We start from the raw sequence: 20372 nt of genomic DNA, 5'->3' as shown, positions 1-20372 counted from the left end.
AAATGAAAAAAGCACTGTTGATTATCAGTTTTGGCACCAGTTATCAGCATACCCGACAAAAAAATATTGATGCCTGTGAGCAGCATCTGGCCGCGCATTGCCGCGATCGCGATCTGTTTCGGGCATTTACCTCCGAAATGATTATTCGCAAGCTGCGCAACCGCGACGGTTTGCTGATTGATAATCCTCGTCAGGCGCTTCAGCGGCTGGCGGATGAGGGCTATCAGGATGTGGCGGTCCAGTCTCTGCATGTCATTAACGGCGATGAGTACGAAAAAGTGGTCAGTGAGGCACGGGCATTCAGCGGACGGTTCCAGCGTCTGGTTCTGGGTGTGCCATTGCTGAGCCGTTTTGCTGACTATCAGCAACTGATGACGGCGCTTGAAGCACAGATGCCGCCGTTGAATGCTGATGAGCGGGTGGTTTTTATGGGACACGGCGCCAGTCATCACGCTTTTTCGGCCTATGCCTGTCTCGATCATCTGATGACCGCCCGGAATTTCCCGGCGCTGGTGGGGGCTGTTGAAAGTTACCCTGAAATTGATCACATCATCGGACGATTGCAGCAGCAGGGGATACGTAAAGTCCATCTGATGCCGCTGATGCTGGTCGCGGGCGATCATGCCATCAACGATATGGCATCGGATGACGCGGACTCCTGGAAATCCCAACTCGAAGCTGCGGGCATTGCCACGCAAAGCTGGTTGCAGGGGCTGGGTGAAAATCCGCTGATCCGCGATATGTTTTCCCGGCATCTGGACGCGGCGCTATGTCCTGAACCATCATGTCCTGAGCCATTGTGTTCTGAGCCATTGTGTTCTGAAAAACAGGAGGTCGTGTAATGACCGGCAGGCTGTATGCATTAGGCGTCGGCCCCGGCGCCAGCGATTTGATTACCGTACGTGCCGCCCGTCTGATCGGTACGCTCGATATTCTGTATGCCCCGGCAGGGCGTAAAGGCGGGGATAGTCTGGCGTTATCCATTGTGCGCGAGTATCTGTCGCCCTCAACGGAGATTCGCACCCGTCATTTTCCCATGCGTGCTGAAAACGACGAAAAAGAAGCGGTCTGGGATGAGATGGCCCGGCAGTTGACGGATGACGTGACCAACGGCAAGCAGGTCGGTTTTATCACGCTGGGGGATTCAATGTTGTTCAGTACCTGGGTGTTCCTGCTGGCCCGGATTGGACCACAGCCGTGGCTGGAAATTGTGCCGGGGGTGACTTCCTTTGCCGCAATAGCTTCCAGAGCCGCGTTTCCGCTGGCGATGGAACAGCAATCGCTGGCGATCATGCCCTGCACCGCGCCGGAAGCCGCATTGGAACACGCATTGCTTACTCATGACTGTGTGGTGCTGATGAAGGTTTACGGCCGTTTTGCCACCGTGCGTGCGCTGCTGGCGCGGCTCAATTTGTTTGAGCACGCGCTGCTGATGGCTGATGCCTCTTTACCGGGCGAGCAGTGCTGGCGGCGTCTGGATCAGATCGGCGACGATCAGACGCTACCGTATTTCTCCACCATTTTGGTGAACCGGCAATGGGGCGCCGGGGTGGCGCCATGAGTCGCTGCATCATGATTCAGGGGACGGCATCGGATGTCGGTAAAAGCATCCTGGTCGCCGGACTATGCCGTATCTTTGCACAAGATGGTTACCGCTGTGCGCCGTTTAAATCGCAGAACATGGCCTTGAATTCCGGTATTACGCCGAATGGCGAAGAAATGGGCCGGGCACAGATTTTTCAGGCCGAGGCGGCGGGTATTGCGCCGGACGTGCGTATGAATCCGGTGTTGCTCAAGCCAACCAGCGATCGCAAATCTCAGGTGGTGCTGATGGGCAAGGTCGCCTGCAATATGGATGCGATGACGTATCACCAGTATAAACCGCAGTTACAGCAGCAAATCAATGAGGTCTACCACAGCCTTGCCAGCGAATATGAGGTGATGGTGCTGGAAGGAGCGGGCAGCCCGGCGGAAATCAATCTGCGCGATCGGGATATCGTCAATATGGGGATGGCGGCTATGGCCGATGCGCCGGTGTTGCTGGTGGCGGATATCGATCGCGGCGGGGTGTTTGCGGCGATTTATGGCACGCTGGCTCTCTTGCCGCCGGAAGAAAAGGCGCGGGTGAAGGGGGTGATCATCAATAAATTCCGCGGCGACGTGGCGTTGCTAAAGCCGGGTTTGGTACAGATCGAAGCGCTGACCGGCGTCCCGGTGATTGGCGTCATGCCGTGGCTGAATATCGAGTTGGAAGACGAAGACGGCGTTGCGCTGCAAACCGGGAAATACGCGGGGGCGCCGCAAAACGCGCTGGATATTGCCGTCGTTCGGCTGCCGCATATTGCCAACTTTACCGATTTTAATGCACTGGCGGCTCAGCCAGACGTGCGTTTACGCTATGTCGCCACGGCGTCGGCGCTGGCGGGCGCGGATTTGGTCGTTTTACCCGGCAGTAAAAATACGCTGGGTGATTTGCAGTGGCTGCAACAAAGCGGTTTGGCTCATGCGCTACAGGCACAGCATCAGTCGGGGGTCTCTGTCATCGGTATTTGCGGCGGTTACCAGATGCTGGGGAAACATATTATTGATGGCATGGAATCAGGTGTCGCCCGGATGGACGGACTGGGGCTGCTGGATGTGGACACCGTGTTTGCGGAACAGAAAGTGACCACCCGCGTGACGGGAAGCTGTTGTCCGCAATTGCCTGGCTTGCTGACAGGCTGCACCGGTCTGCCGGTTGCCGGTTATGAAATCCATATGGGGGAATCGCGCCTTGGTCGGCAGGCCGAACCTTTTGTTTGCCTGACTCAGCGTCATGGGCAGGCGACGGCGCGCTTTGACGGAGCGGTCAACGCCGACGGCAGCGTAATGGGCAGCTATCTTCACGGCCTGTTTGATAACGATGCGTTTACCCGCGCACTACTGAATACGCTGCGCCAGCGTAAAGGTCTGGCGGCGTTCGCTGGCGACGCGTTTGATTACGCCCGCCACAAGCAGCAACAGTTTGATATTTTGGCCGCTGCCATGCGGGAGCATATTGATATCGGGGCGGTATACCGGTTTATGGGGAAGCAACCGTAATAACCCGGCGATAAATCACGGTATCTACGCGATGAAATGTATTCGATTTATCCTGAACGTAGAGGATAAAAATCGTATTTCCTGAACAGGAGTCTCATTTGATTTTAATTACCGGCGGGGCCCGGAGCGGTAAGAGTGCGTTGGCGGAAAAGCTGGCGGCGGCGTGCCGCGATCGGGTGTTGTATATCGCCACATCGGTGGTGACTGATGACGAAATGGCTAATCGTGTACGCATCCATCGCGAAACCCGTCCGGCACACTGGCGGACATGGGAAGGTTACCGTGATTTAGGCAAGGCGATCGTGGAGCAGGCTGCGGCGGATGAAGCCGTTATTCTGGAATGCATCACCACCCTGATCGCCAATCTGTTATTTGATCAGGCCGGCGATACACCGCCCGAACAGATGGATTTTCCGACCATCGAGGCGGTGATCCAACGGCAGATCGATGAATTGATCGCCGCCTGCGCACAAAGCCCGTCGCCGATCTATCTGGTGACGAATGAGTTGGGTATGGGCATTGTGCCGGAAAATCGGCTGGCCCGGCATTTTCGCGATATTGCCGGACGCGTCAATCAGCGTTTGGCGGCGGCGGCAGAGTCTGTCTATCTGGTGGTCTCAGGGATTGAGGTAAAAATCAAATGAGCCTGCGATTGTTTTTTGCCACCTTGCAATTCATGACGCGTATCCCGGTGCCTGAACGCTGGACGCAAGGGGTGGCGATGCAGCAGTACGTGCATGGTATCGTCTGTTTTCCGCTTATCGGGCTGATCGTCGGGGCGATTGCCGGGGGCGTGTTTACGCTGCTTGCTCCGTGGAGCGGGCTACCGTTGGCAGCTTTGGCCTATGTTCTGGCGTTGGCGTTGATCACCGGTGCATTTCATCTGGATGGATTAGCCGATACCTGTGACGGCGTTTTTTCCGCCCGCAAACGTGAGCGAATGCTGGAAATTATGCGGGATAGCCGACTCGGCACTAACGGCGGACTGGCGTTGATTTTTATCGTGGTAGCCAAAGTGTTGGTCGTCAGCGAACTGGCGCTGCGCGGTACGCCCATGTTGGCGATACTGACGGCGGCGTCGGTGGTTGGACGCACGACGATTGTGCTGCTGATGTATCGGCAGCGCTATGCCCGCGAAGGTCAGGGGCTGGGGAATTGGTATATCGGTCAGGTGAGTATGAGGGCAACGCTGACTACCCTGCTGATCGGGGCGCTACTGACCGGATTGTCAGGCCATGCGCGTGCATTACTGGCTTTGGGGATAACGCTGGTGGTCATCTGGCTGATGGGAACGTATCTGCGACGCCGATTGGGCGGGCAAACCGGCGATACGCTGGGGGCGGCGGTAGAGGTTGGTGAGCTGGTGTTCTTGCTGGCGCTGTTGTGATGAACGACATCAAAGTAAATTTTGAGGAAAAGCATGCGGTTGTTTCTTGTCAGACATGGTCAGACCGAGGCCAATCTCAGCGGCGTTTTTTGCGGTACAACGGATGTCCGCCTGACGGAAATCGGCGTAGCGCAGGCCCGACAGGTTGCCGACTGGTTGAAGGATATCGATTTTACCTCTGCGGCCTGTAGCGGGTTGGCGCGGGCGAAGCAGACCGCGGAAATGGTACTCCAATCGCATGCGCTTACCGCCGTTCCGGATACGACGCTAAACGAGATGCACTTTGGCGACTGGGAAATGCGTCATCACCGCGATTTACAACAGGAAGATGCGGAGAACTGGGCGGCCTGGGTTGCTGACTGGCAGAATGCCCGCCCGACGGCGGGAGAATCGTTTCCTGAGTTTTCAATGCGTATCGAGCGTGCCGTCCAGGCATTGCTGACGCAGAACGTTCAGGGAAATCATCTGTGGGTGGCGCATCAGGGCGCACTGAGTTTGTTGCTGGCAAGGCTGTTAGCCATGCCGGCCGCCGCCATGTGGCATTTTCATTTTGAACAGGGCACATACAGCGTGCTGGATATTCAGGACGGATTTGTCACGCTGCGCGCCTTTAATCAGCGGACATATTGGCAATTGGAATCACGAGAATAAAGTCTATGCACCTACATTCAGAACTGACGCTTTCACAACTGGTTGAGTCCATTATTCCGCTGGATAATGAAGCGATGCAACGGGCCTCGGCCCGAATCGACGGTTTGCTGAAACCGACGGGCAGCCTGGGGCGTCTGGAAACGCTGGCGATTCAATTAGCGGGAATGCGCGGTTTGTCCGGTCATCGGATCAAACGTAAACAGATTATCGTGATGGCCGCCGACCACGGCGTGTATGACGAAGGCGTGGCGATTTCACCGCGGGCGGTGACGGCCATTCAGGCCGCCAATATGGTCAAAGGCATCACCGGTGTCTGTGTGCTGGCGGCCAATGCAAACACGGAGGTTAACGTCGTGGACGTGGGGATCGACAGCGAACCACTGCCGGGCGTGTTGAATATGAAAGTACAGCGCGGGAGCGGCAATATTGCCCGTGAGGCCGCGATGACTCGTCAACAAGCGGAGGATTTACTGTACGCCAGCGCGCAGTTGACCATAGAACAGGCCGCCGGTGGCGTCGGCGTGTTTGGCGTGGGGGAACTGGGCATGGCAAATACCACGCCTGCCGCAGCAATAATCAGCGTGATCACCGATCGCGATCCGCATCAGGTGGTCGGCATCGGGGCTAATTTCCCCAGCGATCGCCTGCATCATAAAGCCGCCGTTGTCCGTGACGCCATTGCCTTTAATCAACCCGACGCGCGGGATGGTATTGAGGTACTGGCCAGGGTAGGGGGCTTCGATCTGGTCGGTATGGCCGGCGTTATGCTGGGCGCGGCCGCGGTTGGCCGCCCGGTTGTGCTGGATGGATTTCTTTCCTATGCGTCCGCATTGGCCGCCTGCCTGATTGCACCGACGGTACGCGATTATTTGATCCCTTCGCACCTCTCTGCGGAAAAAGGCGCCGCTATTGCCTTGCGCCATTTACAACTTGAACCCTACCTGCAACTGGAAATGCGGCTCGGAGAAGGCAGCGGCGCAGCAATCGCCATGCATTTGATTGATGCGGCGTGTGCGATGTACAACAATATGGGAGCATTGGCGGATAGCGATATCGTGTTGCCGGCATAGTCGGCCTGGTTTCCTTCAGTGGCGAAAAAAACATGCTTTTTCGCCTGTATTTTCTTCCCGGTATACTAGAGTTATATGTGAAAAATAACCGCATGATTTCATTTATTCATTTTTTAATAAGTAGTTTCCTAATCTATTTTATTTAAACTGATATGGTGAAATGTATTTTTATATATGGTGGGTAATTAGCTTGCTAATTTTTTTTGTTTGTGTTTTTTTTCAATGATATATGGATTTCCTACCACTTTCGTTGGGGCATTTTTGTGATTTGCCATTTATTTTATAAAAAATATAAAAATTTATTGTTGCAAACACAACATGTTTGTAATTTACTGTAGTAATTGAGTCATATGAGGTCTGTATGGATTTCTCAAAGCTGGTTGGTGAACGCTTTTCAGGTTTGACGCCATCACAAAAGATTATTGCGCGTTACATTGAACGTAATAAAGAACGTGTCGCGTTTATGACCGCCAGGCAGTTGGCGGATGCCATAAGTATCAGTGATGCGGCGGTGGTCCGATTCTCTCGAGCTTTAGGTTATCGCGGTTATGCTCATTTGCGTGAAGATTTGGGCGAGGCGCTGATTGAAAAGACAGGGTTAAGTGGCACATTCCAGTGGGCTGAGATGCCCTCTAATGATATAGAGCTAAAAGCTCTCGTTTTTGAAAATGGCAGTCTGTTAATAAATCAGACTGGGGAATTGAATAGTGCCGAAGTCGTTTCTCGTATTGCGGAAAAACTGATTTCGGCAAGACGTATATGGGTTAGCGCCCATGGTACAACGTATGCCATGGCTTCTTATCTGGCGATGCAACTTAATGTACTGAAAAGTGCGGATGTTCTTGATATTGGGCATGGTGATATTGCCGATCGTATAAGGCATGTTAGTGAAGGCGATGTTTTCATCGGCATCGGTTATGAGCGTTATATACCTTATACTATTGAATTGATGCACATTGCTCGTATGCAGGGTGCCTATGTCGTTGCATTTACGGATAGACAGACGTCACCCCTGGTACAAGAAGCGGATGAGGCACTTTATATCGCAAGGAGTACATCTTCTGTTGCATGGTGGTCACAAGCTGGAACATTAATCATGGCCGATTGGTTAATGTCACAAATGGTTATTTTGGATGGGGAGAATATAAAAGAAAAACTAAGACAATCAGATAATGTATGGGAATTGCTAGGTCATTGGAAAAATGACAACACCAGGGAATTTTTTATAAATAAAAAGTTAAACGAAAAATCAATAAAGAAAGTTAAATAAAAATTATTTTTTGAGTTTTTTGATACCAGAGAGGATTTTTTTATCTATATACCAAAGGATAATGAGTATGAGTAATAAAAAGAAAATCCTGCTTTCTACCTGTCATGAGGAAGAAAATGGAGGTATAAACGTCTCCCGTCGTCGGTTAATCAAGCAAGGCTCGATTATTAGTGCGGGTATGGCGCTTAATACTTTTTCTGTTCCTGCTGTATTTGCTAAAAGTAATCCGGAGGTTATCGTCCGAGGTCTTGGTGGTGCCTATCAGGAAGCCATGGAGAGTGCGGTATATAAGCCTTTTACGGCAGCAACAGGTATTAATGTAAAAATCCAGCCCTCGACAGCGGCACAAATATTGGCGATGGTAAGATCCGGGCAAGTGAGTATTGATGTTCTTGATCTGGGCGATATCATACAAATCAATTTGGATAAAGCCGGGGCATTGGCGCCGATTAACTATTCGGGAATGAAGTTCAGTAACCCGGATGATATTTTACCGGAGTTGCGCCATCCAAATATGATTGGCAATCTTTTATTTGCTACCGTTATGGTCTATAACACTGACGTGTTTGGAGCCGATTCGCATCCTAAAACATGGAAAGAGTTTTGGGATATTCAACGTTTTCCCGGTTCTCGAACATTATCGGATATGCGCTCAGGTTCTGTCGAACTCGAGTTTGCCTTGCTGGCTGATAATGTAGAAAAAGCGAATATTTATCCAATTGATATTGAGCGTGCTTTGGCCTCTTTGGGTAAAATCAAGCCTTATGTATCAAAGTGGTGGGATACTGGTGCTGTCTCTGCTCAATTATTAGAACGTAAAGATGCTGTTCTGGGCGCTATCTGGAATGGTAGAGCGCAAGCGTTAATCGATCAGGGGGCACCGCTGGCGATTGAGTGGAATCAGGCAAAACAGCAAGTGCAATACTGGAGTGTGGTGAAAGGCGCACCGAATCCTGAAAATGCACAACTCCTGATTGATTTCGCACTACAACCAGAAATACAGGCGAAACTAACCCAATTCATCGCTTATGGTCCAACCAATAAAAAAGCATTCGACTTTGTCCGTCCTGAGGATTTGGTGAAATTACCGTCTAATCCGGCCTATTTCCCTGATACGTTTGTTCAGGATGCTCAGTGGTGGTCGGATAATATCGATCAAGTGGGTAAAATCTGGCAACCGTGGATTCTGGGTCAGGCTTAATGAGTGTAGGCCATCTGTCATTCCGTTCCCGGAAAGTGGGAACGGAAATTTGTTTACAAGGTATTACCCGACGTTTTGGGCAAACCATTGCCGTAGATGACGTGAATTTAACTATCGATCCGGGTGAGTTTGTTACATTACTGGGAGCCAGCGGATCAGGCAAAACCACGACGTTAATGATGGTCGGCGGTTTTACCGATCCTTCCTCGGGACGGATTCTGTTAGGCGGAAAAGATGTGACCGAGATGCCGCCGGCAGAACGGAATCTGGGCGTCGTATTTCAGAACTATTCTCTATTTCCTCATCTCTCTGTTGCGCGTAACCTCGCATTCCCCTTGGAGATGCGCCGAGAATCGCGGCACGCGATCGCAAAGAAAGTCGCAGATGCATTAGATATGGTGCAGCTGGCCGATAAAGGTCATCGGTTGCCGCGTGAACTGTCCGGTGGTCAACAGCAGCGGATTGCGCTGGCGCGAGCGTTAATTTTTGAACCCCAGGCCTTATTGATGGATGAACCGCTGGGGGCGCTGGATAAAAAACTGCGTGAGCATATGCAGCTGGAAATTAAGCGGCTGCATACCTCATCAGGCTCTACCGTTTTATTTGTCACCCACGATCAGGAAGAAGCGCTTACGCTTTCCGATCGCGTCGCCGTGATGCAGGACGGGCGAATCGCGCAGATTGATTCTCCCCGATTTCTGTATGAACAACCGGCTAACCGCTGGGTTGCCGAGTTTATCGGACAGTCCAATTTCATTTCTGGTCGCATTCATGCCGTTCAGGCAAACAGATACGATGTCACGCTGGATAACGGCGACTCGATAAGCGGCAGAGGGGTAAGGGATCTGGCCTGCGGGCAGCGGGTTCTAGCCGTGTTACGACCAGAGAAAATTCGCTTGGCGGCCTCAGGCACACTGCCGGTAAAGGCCGTTGTCACCGATGTGCTTTATCTGGGCCATACGGTAAAAGTGACGCTACGGCTCAATGATGGAACCGAGTTGCTGGTTCAGGCGCAGAATATACATCTTGAAACAGCGTTGATACCGGGTATGGATGTTTCTCTTGGCTGGCAGCCGGAGGATTTATGGTTTGTTGCCGGAGAACAGACGTAGTGAAGGTATCGCTGTCCCGTAGAAACTGGAAACTCTGGCTGTTACTGGCGCCGTCACTCCTGGCGTTGTCCGTGTTCTTTATCTATCCATTGATAAAAATGCTGAGTTTTAGTCTCTATAGTCCGGAGTTTACCTGGCAGCATTATCTGCGGATTATTGATGAGCCTGTCTGGATAAACGTATTGTGGATTACCCTGCGTATTTCTTTGTGGGTGACGCTAAGCACACTGCTTTTGGGGTATCCGCTCGCCTGGTTTTTGGCAAGGTTAAAACCGCGGACGGCTAATATCTTTTTGATTATTGTCATTATTCCTTATTTTACCAGCGTGTTGGTGCGGACCTATGCGTGGATGGTGCTGCTGGGAACGCAAGGCATCGTAAACCAGGGGTTGATCGCGCTAGGTTTAGTGAGCGAACCATTAAAGCTGATGTATACCTCAACCGGCGTGTTGATTGGTATGACGTATATTTTGCTGCCTTATATGGTGTTGGCGTTGTATAGCGTGATGCGCGGTATTGATCTGACCTTGCTCAGTGTGGCTGAAAGTCTCGGCGCTTCGCGTCTTAAGGCTTTTTGGCGGGTGATTGTTCCGCTTTCGTTGCCGGGGGCCGCTGCGGGGGGGCTATTGGTCTTTATCATGTCGCTTGGCTTTTTCATTACGCCAGCCTTGATGGGCGGACCACAGCAGACCATGATTTCTATGGTGATTGAAAGCCAGATTGAAACCTATTTTGACTGGGGATTCGGTTCTGCGCTGTCAGCGTTATTGTTAGTCTGTACGCTGCTATTATTCTGGCTATATCAGCGGGTTGTTGGATTAGAGCGGTTGTTTGAGGCAAAACGATGAACCGGAATAAACCTGGATTTATTTCGTTGGCGCTATCAACGCTGGTACTCTTGTTCCTGGCTTTGCCGATCATCATCATCTTCCCGCTGGCGTTTAACGATGCGAACTACCTGGCTTTCCCTCCTCAGGGTTTTTCTCTGCGCTGGATGGAAAAAGTGTTGAGCAGCGCTGATTGGCTAAGCTCCCTATGGCTGAGTTTTCGTATCGCGACGATATCAACCATTTTGGCAATGATTTTAAGCATACTGATGGCAATGGCATTAGTTCGCTTTCGCTTCAGGGGAAAGACAATTATCTATGCGTTGATATTACTTCCCATGATTGTTCCCAATATTATCTCCGCGCTCTCGCTGTTCTTTTTCTTTTCCGCTGTAGAAATTGCAGACAGCGTCAGTGCGATTATTATTGGGCATGCGGTGATTTCATTCCCTATTGCCACAATTATTATCTCTTCCTCGTTGCAGGGAATAGACAGTCAACTTGAATATGCCGCTATGAGCCTGGGCGCCAGCGGTTTTACGGTATTGAGACGCATAACGTTTCCGCTTGCTGCGCCAGGAATGATATCTGCGGCGATATTCTCTTTTCTCAGCTCCTTCGACGAGTTGCTGATTTCCATGTTTATGGCGGGTAATGATGTACAAACCCTGTCGGTTCGAATATGGAATAACATTCAGTTTGAGCTGGAGCCGACGATAGCCGCGGTGAGCGTATTGTTGATACTGATTACGGTTGTCATGCTGCTGACAGCCAATTTTATGACAAAACCATTATGATAATAGCGAAGAGTGATGGGGATAAAATGAATAGTGATAAAGAAATAATATTCACACCAGAGGAATATCATCAAAGGGTCGATATAGTCCGTTCTCATATGAGAGAGAAGAATATCGAATTACTGATAATCGATCAGACGGAGTTTTTATTTTACCTGACCGGTTTTGGTATTTCCGAGAATATGTATCGGGCATGTCTACTGACATTGCAGGATGAGCCAGTGATGATATTCCGCGCCATGGATGCGCATACCTTTCAGGAAAACAGCTGGGTCACAGATATGGTAACCTTTTCTGACTGGCAGGATCCGATTGATGTTTTGATTGATACGCTCATAGCGCGTGGGTGGGATCGGTTGCATATCGGGATGGATTTTGACTCATACAATATGACGGTGAAGCGTTTTAATCGTTTACAAAACGGTTTCCCAGGACAATCCTTTCGGGATTTTTCTGGTGTGCTGGAACAACTGCGGGAATGTAAATCACAAAGAGAGATTAGTTATATTGCCAAAGCCGCACAAGTGGCAGATATAGCATTATCTGCCGCTGTTGCTGGATTAAGGGTAGGGAAGACTGAACGGGATGCCGCGACCATCGTTCACCAGGTACTTATGGAGAATGGAATGGACTCTCATCGCTATGGCATTATCACAACAGGGGTCGGCAACAGCTTTTTGCACGGTAATTTGCACAATCATCCTTTAGCAGAGGGAGATATTGTGCATATGGAACTGTTGTCGACTCTTCATGGTTACAGTGCCCGGTTGATGCGGCCAGCCATCATTGGCAAGGCAACGCAACGGCAGCGCGAAATCGCTGAGCAACTCATTCATATCCAAGATGCACAGTTTGCCGCTATGCGGCCTGGGGCGGTGGCAAAGGATATTGATGCGCTAGTTCGCGATGCGGTACTTGTTGCTGGGTTACGGGATGATTATGCCAGTATTACGGGGTATAACTTAGGCTATTATTCGATTTCGACGCCTCATACCAGCGATTTCAGTCGCGTTTTCGTACCTAACGCGGAATGGCGTCTGAAACCAGGCATGGTGTTTCATATGTATATTTATGCGGAAGGCTTGGCATTTAGCGAGACGATTGCCATTACCGAACAAGGGCATGAACGGCTGACGCAAACTCCACGCCGGCTATTTATTGCTGACTGAAGCCTGCCTCGGGCTTTAGTTCTGAATCCCCCGCGTGTAAAGGTTCAGGAAGCCGGGGTCGCCGTTGGGTATTGACCGGCTGAACTCCATCTTCGGATGGGGTTGGCTGGCGTGTACCACGAGCATAAATCGGATCCTGAGCTTCAAACTTCGCAACCAACCCCACCCGTATTTATCCACGACCGGCTAAATAAATTCATAATATTAGGAAATATTTAGGTCGTTAATGAAATATTTCTGTTTTAAATCTATTGTTAAAAAGTATCAACTTATGGAAATATGGAGGCGGATTCTTTTCTTAGACCCTGCTTTCTTTCCTTGCTGTGCTCGTCAGTTCGGTCAGGATGGATAAACACCAAAATATATTATTAAAATTCAATATCCCGTAGAGCGCATTGCGCTGCTGAAGGAGCCTATGATGGCATGGTGTAATTGGTTTATTCGTAATCTGCGATCCAATAATAAAAATACAGCAGCGGATCATGCGCCTGCTCCCTCTTTTCCAGCTTACGTGCTGGAACCCCGAATGTTATTCGATGGTGCGATTGCTGCAACGGTAGCTGAAACGGCAGCGACGACCTCTGATTCCACTATTGACCACGCCGTGAACAATACGACGGCAACAGCGCAAAACAACCCTGACGACAGCGTGGTACAGGCCACTCAGAATATCGATGTGACAGCGGTGACTGACGAAACGGCGTCCGATCGTAAAGAGGTCGCGTTTATTGATACCTCGGTCAGGGATTACCAAACGTTGGTGGCGGGAATTAAACCCGGCGTTGAGATCGTATTGATTAACGGCGATCAGGATGGCTTACAGCAGATTGCCGAGTGGGCTGCCGCTCACACCGGTTATGACGCTATTCATATTTTCTCCCACGGTTCCGAAGGAAAGCTGAATCTGGGTACAACACTGCTGACCGAAACCGTTTTGCAGTCAGAAAATGTTCAGGCAGAACTTGCGGTTATTGGTAATGCCTTGACCGCAGACGGCGATTTACTGCTTTACGGCTGTGATGTCGCCGCAGGCGCTCATGGCGATGCCTTTATTGCCGGGCTTGCTGCCGCAACCGGTGCAGATGTGGCCGCTTCAATTAATGCAACGGGCAGCAGCGTGATTGGCGGCGACTGGGTGCTGGAAAAAACGCTTGGCGAGGTGGAATCACTGGCGCTGACCGTCGATAGTTATCAGGAATTGCTGACCGTCGTGACGTTTAGCGATGCGGATGGCGATTTGGGCTATACCGATACCTCGATAACTCGTACGGTGGATGGTCACCAGATCACCTTTTCCGGCGGCTCGGGAACCGGTGGGTTAGGCACTGACTATTCATTTGGCACTGAGGGGCTTTATGCGTTGGAGGGCGAGGTGAACGGCAGCGATACCAAGCTCACGATCACCGCACCCACCGGATATACTTTTGATCTTACTTCATTAAATGCTGGTGCGCTGACGGGTGTTGTGCATTTTTTCGTGACCTATGGCAGTGGATCAACCGTATCCTTTAATATTTCAGTCAGCTCGAGTAGTTTTTCTTCCATAACCAGTTTTCCCATCGCCATTAATGATGTCACCGAGGTGGTGATCACCTCGGATGATTATTCGGTTTTGCAGGATATTAATATCACCGATATTAAATCGCTGTCGGTACCGCCTGTTATCGGTAATCTTGATGGCGACAGCGTGAGCTTCACGGAAGGAGGAAGCGGCGTTCTGCTGGATGCCGGTAGTAATGCCACCGTCACCGATACGGATTCGGCGGATTTCGATGGCGGTAGTTTGACGGTCTCTATCATTGCCAACCGCAGCAACGATGAAGATGTGTTGGGCATCGTCAATCAGGGAACCGATGCGGGACAGATCGGGATCGCGGGTTCGGCGATTTCTTATGATGGAACGGTGATTGGCAGTTATACCGGCGGTAGCGGCGCCAACGATCTTGTGGTGACGTTCAACGCCAATGCCACGCCGGCTGCGGTTCAGGCACTGGTTCGCGCGCTTTCCTATCAGAACACCAATAACGCTGACCCTTCCACCGCCATGCGCACGGTATCGGTGACGCTTAACGACGGTGATGGCGCCACCAGCACTGCCGCCACGGTGTCCGTCAGCGTGACCGCCGTTAATGATGCACCGGAGATCTTGGCAACGGGGAATTCGCCAACCTATACCGAAAATGGCAGTGCGGTAGATCTGTTTGGCGGCGTGTTGATCAGCACCGTTGAGTCCGGTCAGACCGTTACCCAATTTACGCTAACCGTGAGCAACCTGACGGACGGCAGTAGTGAAATCCTGATGGTTGACGGTACCAGTCTCAGCCTGACGAATGGCAACAGTGGTACAACAGCCGCTAATGGTATGGATTACAGCATCAGCGTGATTGACGGAACCGCAACGGTTACGTTAAGCAAATCGGGTGGGGTGAGTATGTCCGCCGCTACGGGTCTGATTGATGGTCTGGCCTATCAAAACAGCAGTGACAATCCGACGGCGGCAAACCGGATCGTGACGTTAACCAGTATTACCGACAATGGCGGCACCAGTAATGGCGGTGTGGATACTACCTTTCTGGCAATCTCGTCTGTTGTGACGGTTATCGCTATCAATGATGCTCCCACGATAACGCTTCCCGCGGTAATCAATGTTAATGAAGATGTCGTCACCCCGATAACGGGGATTAGCTTTGCGGATGTCGATTCAGGCAACGCCAGCGTCAGCGTGGCATTTTCGGTGGGAAGCGGCTCTCTGGCTGCGGCCAGTGGCTCGGGCGTGACCGTAACCGGGAGTGGAACCGGGCAACTGACGCTGGTTGGTTCGATTGCCGATGTTAACGCTTTTATTGCCGCCAGCAACGTGACCTTTACTACCGCCAGTCATGCGACGGGTAATGTTACGCTTACCGTGACGATTGATGATGGAGGCAATACCGGCCTTGATCCCGGTAACAGCGGAACCGACAGTTCTGAAGCCGCAACGTCAACGCTGACGTTGACGGTGACGGCGGTCAATGATGCACCGGTCAACAATGTCCCCGGCGCACAAAATGTAGCGCAGGACGGTATCCTGGTTTTCAATTCTGCCAATGGCAATCTGATTTCTGTCAGCGATGTCGATATCGGCAGTAATTCGATGTCAATTACGCTGGCCGCGACGCACGGGGTGCTGACATTGTCGTCAGTTACCGGTCTGACTTTCTTTGTCGGTTCGGGGACGGGTAACGCCACTATGTCATTCAGCGGCAGCTTGAGCGATATAAACAGCGCGCTTAACGGGATGTATTATACGCCGGCCAGCGGCTATAACGGCAGTGCTGAGATCGTGATTACCAGTAACGATCAGGGGGCGTCCGGTTCAGGGGGCGCACAAACGGATACCAATGTCATCAGTGTGACGGTGGATCCGAATAACCCCTACGTCACCGGCGTCAGCTCAGGTACTGCGAACGGTACTTATAAAATTGGCGACACCATTTATGTCTCTGTGGCGTTCGACTCTGCCGTCATGGTAGATACCAGTGGCGGAGTGCCAACATTATTGTTGGAAACCGGCGTGGTTGATCGTGAAGCGAGCTATGTTTCTGGATCGGGAAGTAACACGCTTACCTTCAGTTACACCGTACAGAGTAGCGATTTGAGCGCCGATCTGAATTATGCAAGTACTGCGGCTCTGTCGCTTAATGGCGCAGTGATTCGCAATAGCAGCGGTCTTGATGCTGTGCTGACGTTACCGGCTTTGGGCGGTGGTAGCTCTTTGGCCGATCAGAAAGACATTATCGTTGATGGCGTGTTACCGACAGCGACCATTGTGGTGGCGGAGACGGCGCTGAAGGCGGGAGAAACCTCGCTGGTGACCATCACCTTCTCGGAGGCGGTGAGCGGCTTTACCAATGCCGATCTGACGGTGGCTAACGGTACACTAAGTTCGATCAGCTCGTCCGATGGCGGCATTACCTGGACCGCCATTTTCACACCGGCCGCCAATGTGACCAATGCCGCCAGCCTGATCACGCTGGATAACAGCGGGGTGATGGATGCGGCGGGTAACACCGGCGCCGGCACCACCGATTCGAACCACTACGGCATTGATACCGAACGGCCCACGGTGACCATTGTGGTGGTGGAGACGGCGCTGAAGGCGGGAGAAACCTCGCTGGTGACCATCACCTTCTCGGAGGCGGTGAACGGCTTTACCAATGCCGATCTGACGGTGGCTAACGGTACGCTGAGTTCGATCAGCTCGTCCGATGGCGGCATTACCTGGACCGCCATTTTCACACCGGCCGCCAATGTGACCAATGCCGCCAGCCTGATCACGCTGGATAACAGCGGGGTGACGGATGCGGCGGGTAACACCGGCGCCGGCACCACCGATTCGAACCACTACGGCATTGATACCGAACGGCCCACGGCGACCATTGTGGTGGCGGAGACGGCGCTGAAGGCGGGAGAAACCTCGCTGGTGACCATCACCTTCTCGGAGGCGGTGAGCGGCTTTACCAATGCCGATCTGACGGTGGCTAACGGCACGCTAAGCCCGGTCAGCTCGTCCGATGGCGGCATTACCTGGACCGCCATTTTCACACCGGCCGCCAATGTGACCAATGCCGCCAGCCTGATCACGCTGGATAACAGCGGGGTGACGGATGCGGCGGGTAACACCGGCACCGGCACCACCGATTCGAACCACTACAGCATTGATACCGAANGGCGCCGGCACCACCGATTCGAACTACTACGGCATTGATACCGAACGGCCAGAACCGGTCAGCCTGACGCTGGATAGCACACCGGCAGGGCAGACGTTGAGCTATACACTGGTATTTTCGGAGTCGGTGACCGGAGTTGATATCAGTGATTTTTCCCTGGTGAATACCGGTAGCGCAACGGCAGCGATCGGTTCTGTGACGGCCCTGAGTTCAACAACCTATCGGATTGATTTGGTGAATGTGGTCGGCGCCGGAACCGTACAGTTGGTGTTCAACAGCAGTAATGCGGGTGTGATGGATAATGCGGGCAATCAGGTAAACCAGAGCATAAATGGGGCGATATATACCAATACGGCGCCTGTTTCATCAGGAATCGACAATCAAACTGCCAATGAAGACGATGTTTTTAACTTTACGCTACCGCCTGATGTTTTCACGGACAGCGATACGGGCGAGACGCTGACGTACCGCGCTGAACTGGCAAACGGTTCTGCCTTGCCGGACTGGTTAGTCTTCGATGCGCAGACGCAGACTTTTTCCGGTACACCAGAGAATGGTGACGTCGGTATGTTGAATATCCGGGTCACGGCTACCGATAAAAATGATGTCTCAGTATCGAGTGATTTCGTATTAACCGTTAACAATACGAACGATGCGCCTGAAACGGTGGGTATTAGCGATCAACGTACTATCGGCGGCCATCGCTTTAGTTTTCAGATACCGGCCGATACGTTTACTGATGTTGATGTCGGCGATGTATTGAGTCTCAGTGCAACATTAAGCAATGGTGCCGCGCTGCCCGCCTGGCTGAGTTTTGATCCGGCGACGGGGATATTCATGGGGACGCCGGCCAATGACAATAGCGGGGATATCTCGATCCGTGTGACCGCGACTGATTTGCAGGGGGCCAGCGTCAGCGCGGTATTCGTACTCTCTGTTCAACGGTTAGTCGAACTGGATGGGGATCCTGAATTCAGAGCAATGGGCGGCCGTTCGAAACTGGTTATCTCAATAAGCAATACGGGAGATCAAAGCCAGCTCTCGCTGCTTAATCAGACTGATGCGGGTAGCGGTGGGTTATTGGGTGCGCCTTCTTCGTTGTTCAACGCGCCGACGCCTGGCGATACCACGCCGGGGACGTCGGTCATCTTCAGCGCGTCGGCTCAGGGAGGCAGAGCCGTTGCGCCGTCAAATATTGCCATGGTGTTCTCCAATAACGGCGTTAACCATTATGAGTCCGGCATTGTGCGCGGCAATACATCCGATCTCAATCAGACACTCGGGGGGCGCTCCACGCTGGCGGGCCTCTTTGCCGGTCCGTCCCTGCCGGATAGTACGGCGCTGGAGATCTTCTCCGACGGGAGCTGGCAGAACGTTTCCGACGCTAACATGGCGTCAATGGCTACCCCGACATCCGTTTTTGGTGCGCCCGTATTCAGCCAACAGCTAAAAGAGCTGGATGAGTATGAATATCAGAGAATTGCCTCTATTGAAGGGGCGTTACAAAACGTTAAACGGCCAGTTTAAACACACAGCAAAGGCCGGATGAAGAAAGAAGACAATAACAAGGGTAAGGAATTAACGATTATGCAACGATGCCCAAAAATATTCAGCGTCACTATTATTGCGTTAATGATCAGCGGGTGCGCCGTCTCAACACAGCCGATTGATAAATCAGCAAGCATGGCGCGTGCGAATGCCGATCTTCGCGTGATGTTCAGTAATCAGGAGCCGGTCACTGCGCCGATTACGTTGCATGATGCGATGGCGAGAGCGCTCAAATATAACCTTGAAGCGCGTCTGAAAGTAATGGAACACGCGCTGGCGCAGCAGCAGGTTGATTTATCACGCTTCGATATGTTGCCTAAAATGGCGGCGGACGCCGGGTATGTCACGCGCAGTAACGTGAGCGCCTCCAGCAGTCGCAGTATCGAAACGGGAAGCCAGTCTCTGGAGCCGTCAACCTCGCAGGATCAAACACGACGGGTGGCTGACCTGACCATGGTATGGAATATCCTCGATTTCGGCGTCAGCTACGTTACGGCGCATCAGCAGTCGGATAAGCGCTGGATTGCCGAAGAACGTCGCCGCAAGGTAACACACACCATCGTTCAGGATGTTCAGTCCGCCTACTGGCGCGCCGTGGCGGCCGAACGATTGCTGCATCGTATCGATTCGTTAATTGAACGAGTTAATATGGCGCGTGAAAATAGCCAGAAAATGTCGACACAGAAGGTGGGCGATCTGATCGAGGCTTACAGTTATCAGCGCGCCTTGCTGGATGCGACCCGTCAATTGGAAGAGCAACGCCGGGCGCTCTCGTTGGCGAAAACCGAGCTGGCAACCCTGATGAACCTGCCTTTGGCCACCGATTACACGCTGGTGATGCCGAAGGAAAATGAATTGTCTGAGCCGACGTTGAACGTGGCGTTCAGCGAACTGGAAAAAGCGGCGCTGGTGAATCGCCCGGAACTGCGGGAACAGGATTATCAGGTTCGTATCAGCGCGGCGGAAACCCGTAAATCGCTGCTGCGCATGTTGCCGGGTATCGAACTGTCGGTGGGCGGTAACTACGACAGCAACTCGTTCCTGGTCAATCAGCACTGGGCCGATGCCGGGGTAAAAGTGACGTGGAACCTGTTTAATCTGCTATCCGGTCCTGCGGCCCATAATGTCGCCAAAGCAGGCGAAACCGTTTCCGAAGTGCGTCGCCAGGCGATGTCGATGGCGGTACTGGCGCAGTTGTACGTTGCCCGGGCCAATTTCAATGAAGCACGGCGGCAATATCACACCGGTAAAGAGTTACAGCAGCTTGACGCCGATATTCTTGAACAACTGAATAATCGTTACAAAGCGGGCAATATTGGTGAGTTGCAGCTCATTCAGGGGGAATTAAACGCGGTGAATACCTCGCTGCGTAACGATCTGGCCTACGCTGAATTGCGTAACGCCTATGGTCAGATTTTTGTCACCGCGGGTCTGGATCCGTTACCTGCCGCCCAAACGTTGAATGATATCCCGTCAGTCGGGCGTGCGCTCGATCAGACGGAAAAACGCTGGGCAGCAGGGAATATTACGATGTAATGGCGTATGAAAAC

General features: G+C 52.1%; 15 protein-coding genes and 1 pseudogene. All 16 read left to right on the top strand.

The window, feature by feature from the left end:
• The first annotated feature begins 2 nt into the window (after positions 1-2).
• The 16 genes and pseudogenes from cbiK (at position 3) to DDT52_RS12215 (ending at position 20358) form a co-directional block, all read left to right on the top strand.
• Positions 3-842, top strand: coding sequence for a sirohydrochlorin cobaltochelatase (gene cbiK / locus DDT52_RS12290; protein WP_136156619.1), 840 nt, complete (start codon positions 3-5; stop codon positions 840-842).
• On the top strand, positions 842-1561 hold the full coding sequence (locus tag DDT52_RS12285) for a cobalt-factor II C(20)-methyltransferase (protein ID WP_136156618.1): 720 nt from the start codon (positions 842-844) through the stop codon (positions 1559-1561). The genes cbiK and DDT52_RS12285 overlap by 1 nt, the downstream gene beginning before the upstream one ends.
• A complete protein-coding gene (locus DDT52_RS12280; RefSeq protein WP_136156617.1) occupies positions 1558-3081 on the top strand; it encodes a cobyric acid synthase in 1524 nt (507 codons plus the stop codon). Before DDT52_RS12285 ends, DDT52_RS12280 begins: the two co-directional genes overlap by 4 nt.
• Before the next feature lie 98 nt (positions 3082-3179).
• The gene (gene cobU / locus DDT52_RS12275) at positions 3180-3725 is read left to right on the top strand and encodes a bifunctional adenosylcobinamide kinase/adenosylcobinamide-phosphate guanylyltransferase (protein ID WP_136156616.1); all 546 of its coding nucleotides are present in this window, start codon (positions 3180-3182) and stop codon (positions 3723-3725) included.
• Positions 3722-4468, top strand: a complete 747-nt coding sequence (gene cobS, locus DDT52_RS12270; protein ID WP_136156615.1) for an adenosylcobinamide-GDP ribazoletransferase — start codon at positions 3722-3724, stop codon at positions 4466-4468. The genes cobU and cobS overlap by 4 nt, the downstream gene beginning before the upstream one ends.
• 33 nt (positions 4469-4501) lie before the next feature.
• On the top strand, positions 4502-5119 hold the full coding sequence (locus tag DDT52_RS12265) for an adenosylcobalamin/alpha-ribazole phosphatase (RefSeq protein WP_136156614.1): 618 nt from the start codon (positions 4502-4504) through the stop codon (positions 5117-5119).
• A gap of 5 nt (positions 5120-5124) precedes the next feature.
• A complete protein-coding gene (gene cobT / locus DDT52_RS12260; RefSeq protein WP_136156613.1) occupies positions 5125-6189 on the top strand; it encodes a nicotinate-nucleotide--dimethylbenzimidazole phosphoribosyltransferase in 1065 nt (354 codons plus the stop codon).
• A gap of 361 nt (positions 6190-6550) precedes the next feature.
• The gene (locus DDT52_RS12255; protein ID WP_136156612.1) at positions 6551-7459 is read left to right on the top strand and encodes a MurR/RpiR family transcriptional regulator; all 909 of its coding nucleotides are present in this window, start codon (positions 6551-6553) and stop codon (positions 7457-7459) included.
• Positions 7460-7526: 67 nt separating this feature from the next.
• Positions 7527-8660, top strand: a complete 1134-nt coding sequence (locus DDT52_RS12250) for an ABC transporter substrate-binding protein (protein ID WP_136156611.1) — start codon at positions 7527-7529, stop codon at positions 8658-8660.
• Entirely contained in the window at positions 8660-9772 is a 1113-nt protein-coding gene (locus DDT52_RS12245) for an ABC transporter ATP-binding protein (protein ID WP_136156610.1), read from the top strand. The genes DDT52_RS12250 and DDT52_RS12245 overlap by 1 nt, the downstream gene beginning before the upstream one ends.
• A complete protein-coding gene (locus DDT52_RS12240; protein ID WP_136156609.1) occupies positions 9772-10620 on the top strand; it encodes an ABC transporter permease in 849 nt (282 codons plus the stop codon). The genes DDT52_RS12245 and DDT52_RS12240 overlap by 1 nt, the downstream gene beginning before the upstream one ends.
• Positions 10617-11396: an ABC transporter permease gene (locus tag DDT52_RS12235; protein ID WP_136156608.1), complete on the top strand. Its 780-nt coding sequence runs from the start codon at positions 10617-10619 to the stop codon at positions 11394-11396. Before DDT52_RS12240 ends, DDT52_RS12235 begins: the two co-directional genes overlap by 4 nt.
• Before the next feature lie 26 nt (positions 11397-11422).
• Entirely contained in the window at positions 11423-12565 is a 1143-nt protein-coding gene (locus DDT52_RS12230) for a M24 family metallopeptidase (RefSeq protein ID WP_136156607.1), read from the top strand.
• A 415-nt stretch (positions 12566-12980) separates the two neighbouring features.
• A pseudogene (locus DDT52_RS21500) lies at positions 12981-17273 on the top strand (Ig-like domain-containing protein); the annotation flags it as partial.
• A gap of 1 nt (position 17274) precedes the next feature.
• A partial coding sequence (locus tag DDT52_RS12220) for a putative Ig domain-containing protein (protein ID WP_210732709.1) occupies positions 17275-18801 on the top strand: 1527 nt, incomplete at its 5' end.
• Between the two features lie 60 nt (positions 18802-18861).
• Complete coding sequence (locus tag DDT52_RS12215) at positions 18862-20358, top strand: TolC family protein (RefSeq protein WP_136156604.1); 1497 nt, start codon at positions 18862-18864, stop codon at positions 20356-20358.
• Positions 20359-20372 lie beyond the last annotated feature (14 nt).

The sequence above is a fragment of the Brenneria roseae subsp. roseae genome, assembly GCF_003115845.1.
In the GTDB taxonomy this organism is placed as follows: domain Bacteria; phylum Pseudomonadota; class Gammaproteobacteria; order Enterobacterales; family Enterobacteriaceae; genus Brenneria; species Brenneria roseae.
This window is presented reverse-complemented; position numbering and strand designations above follow the sequence as displayed.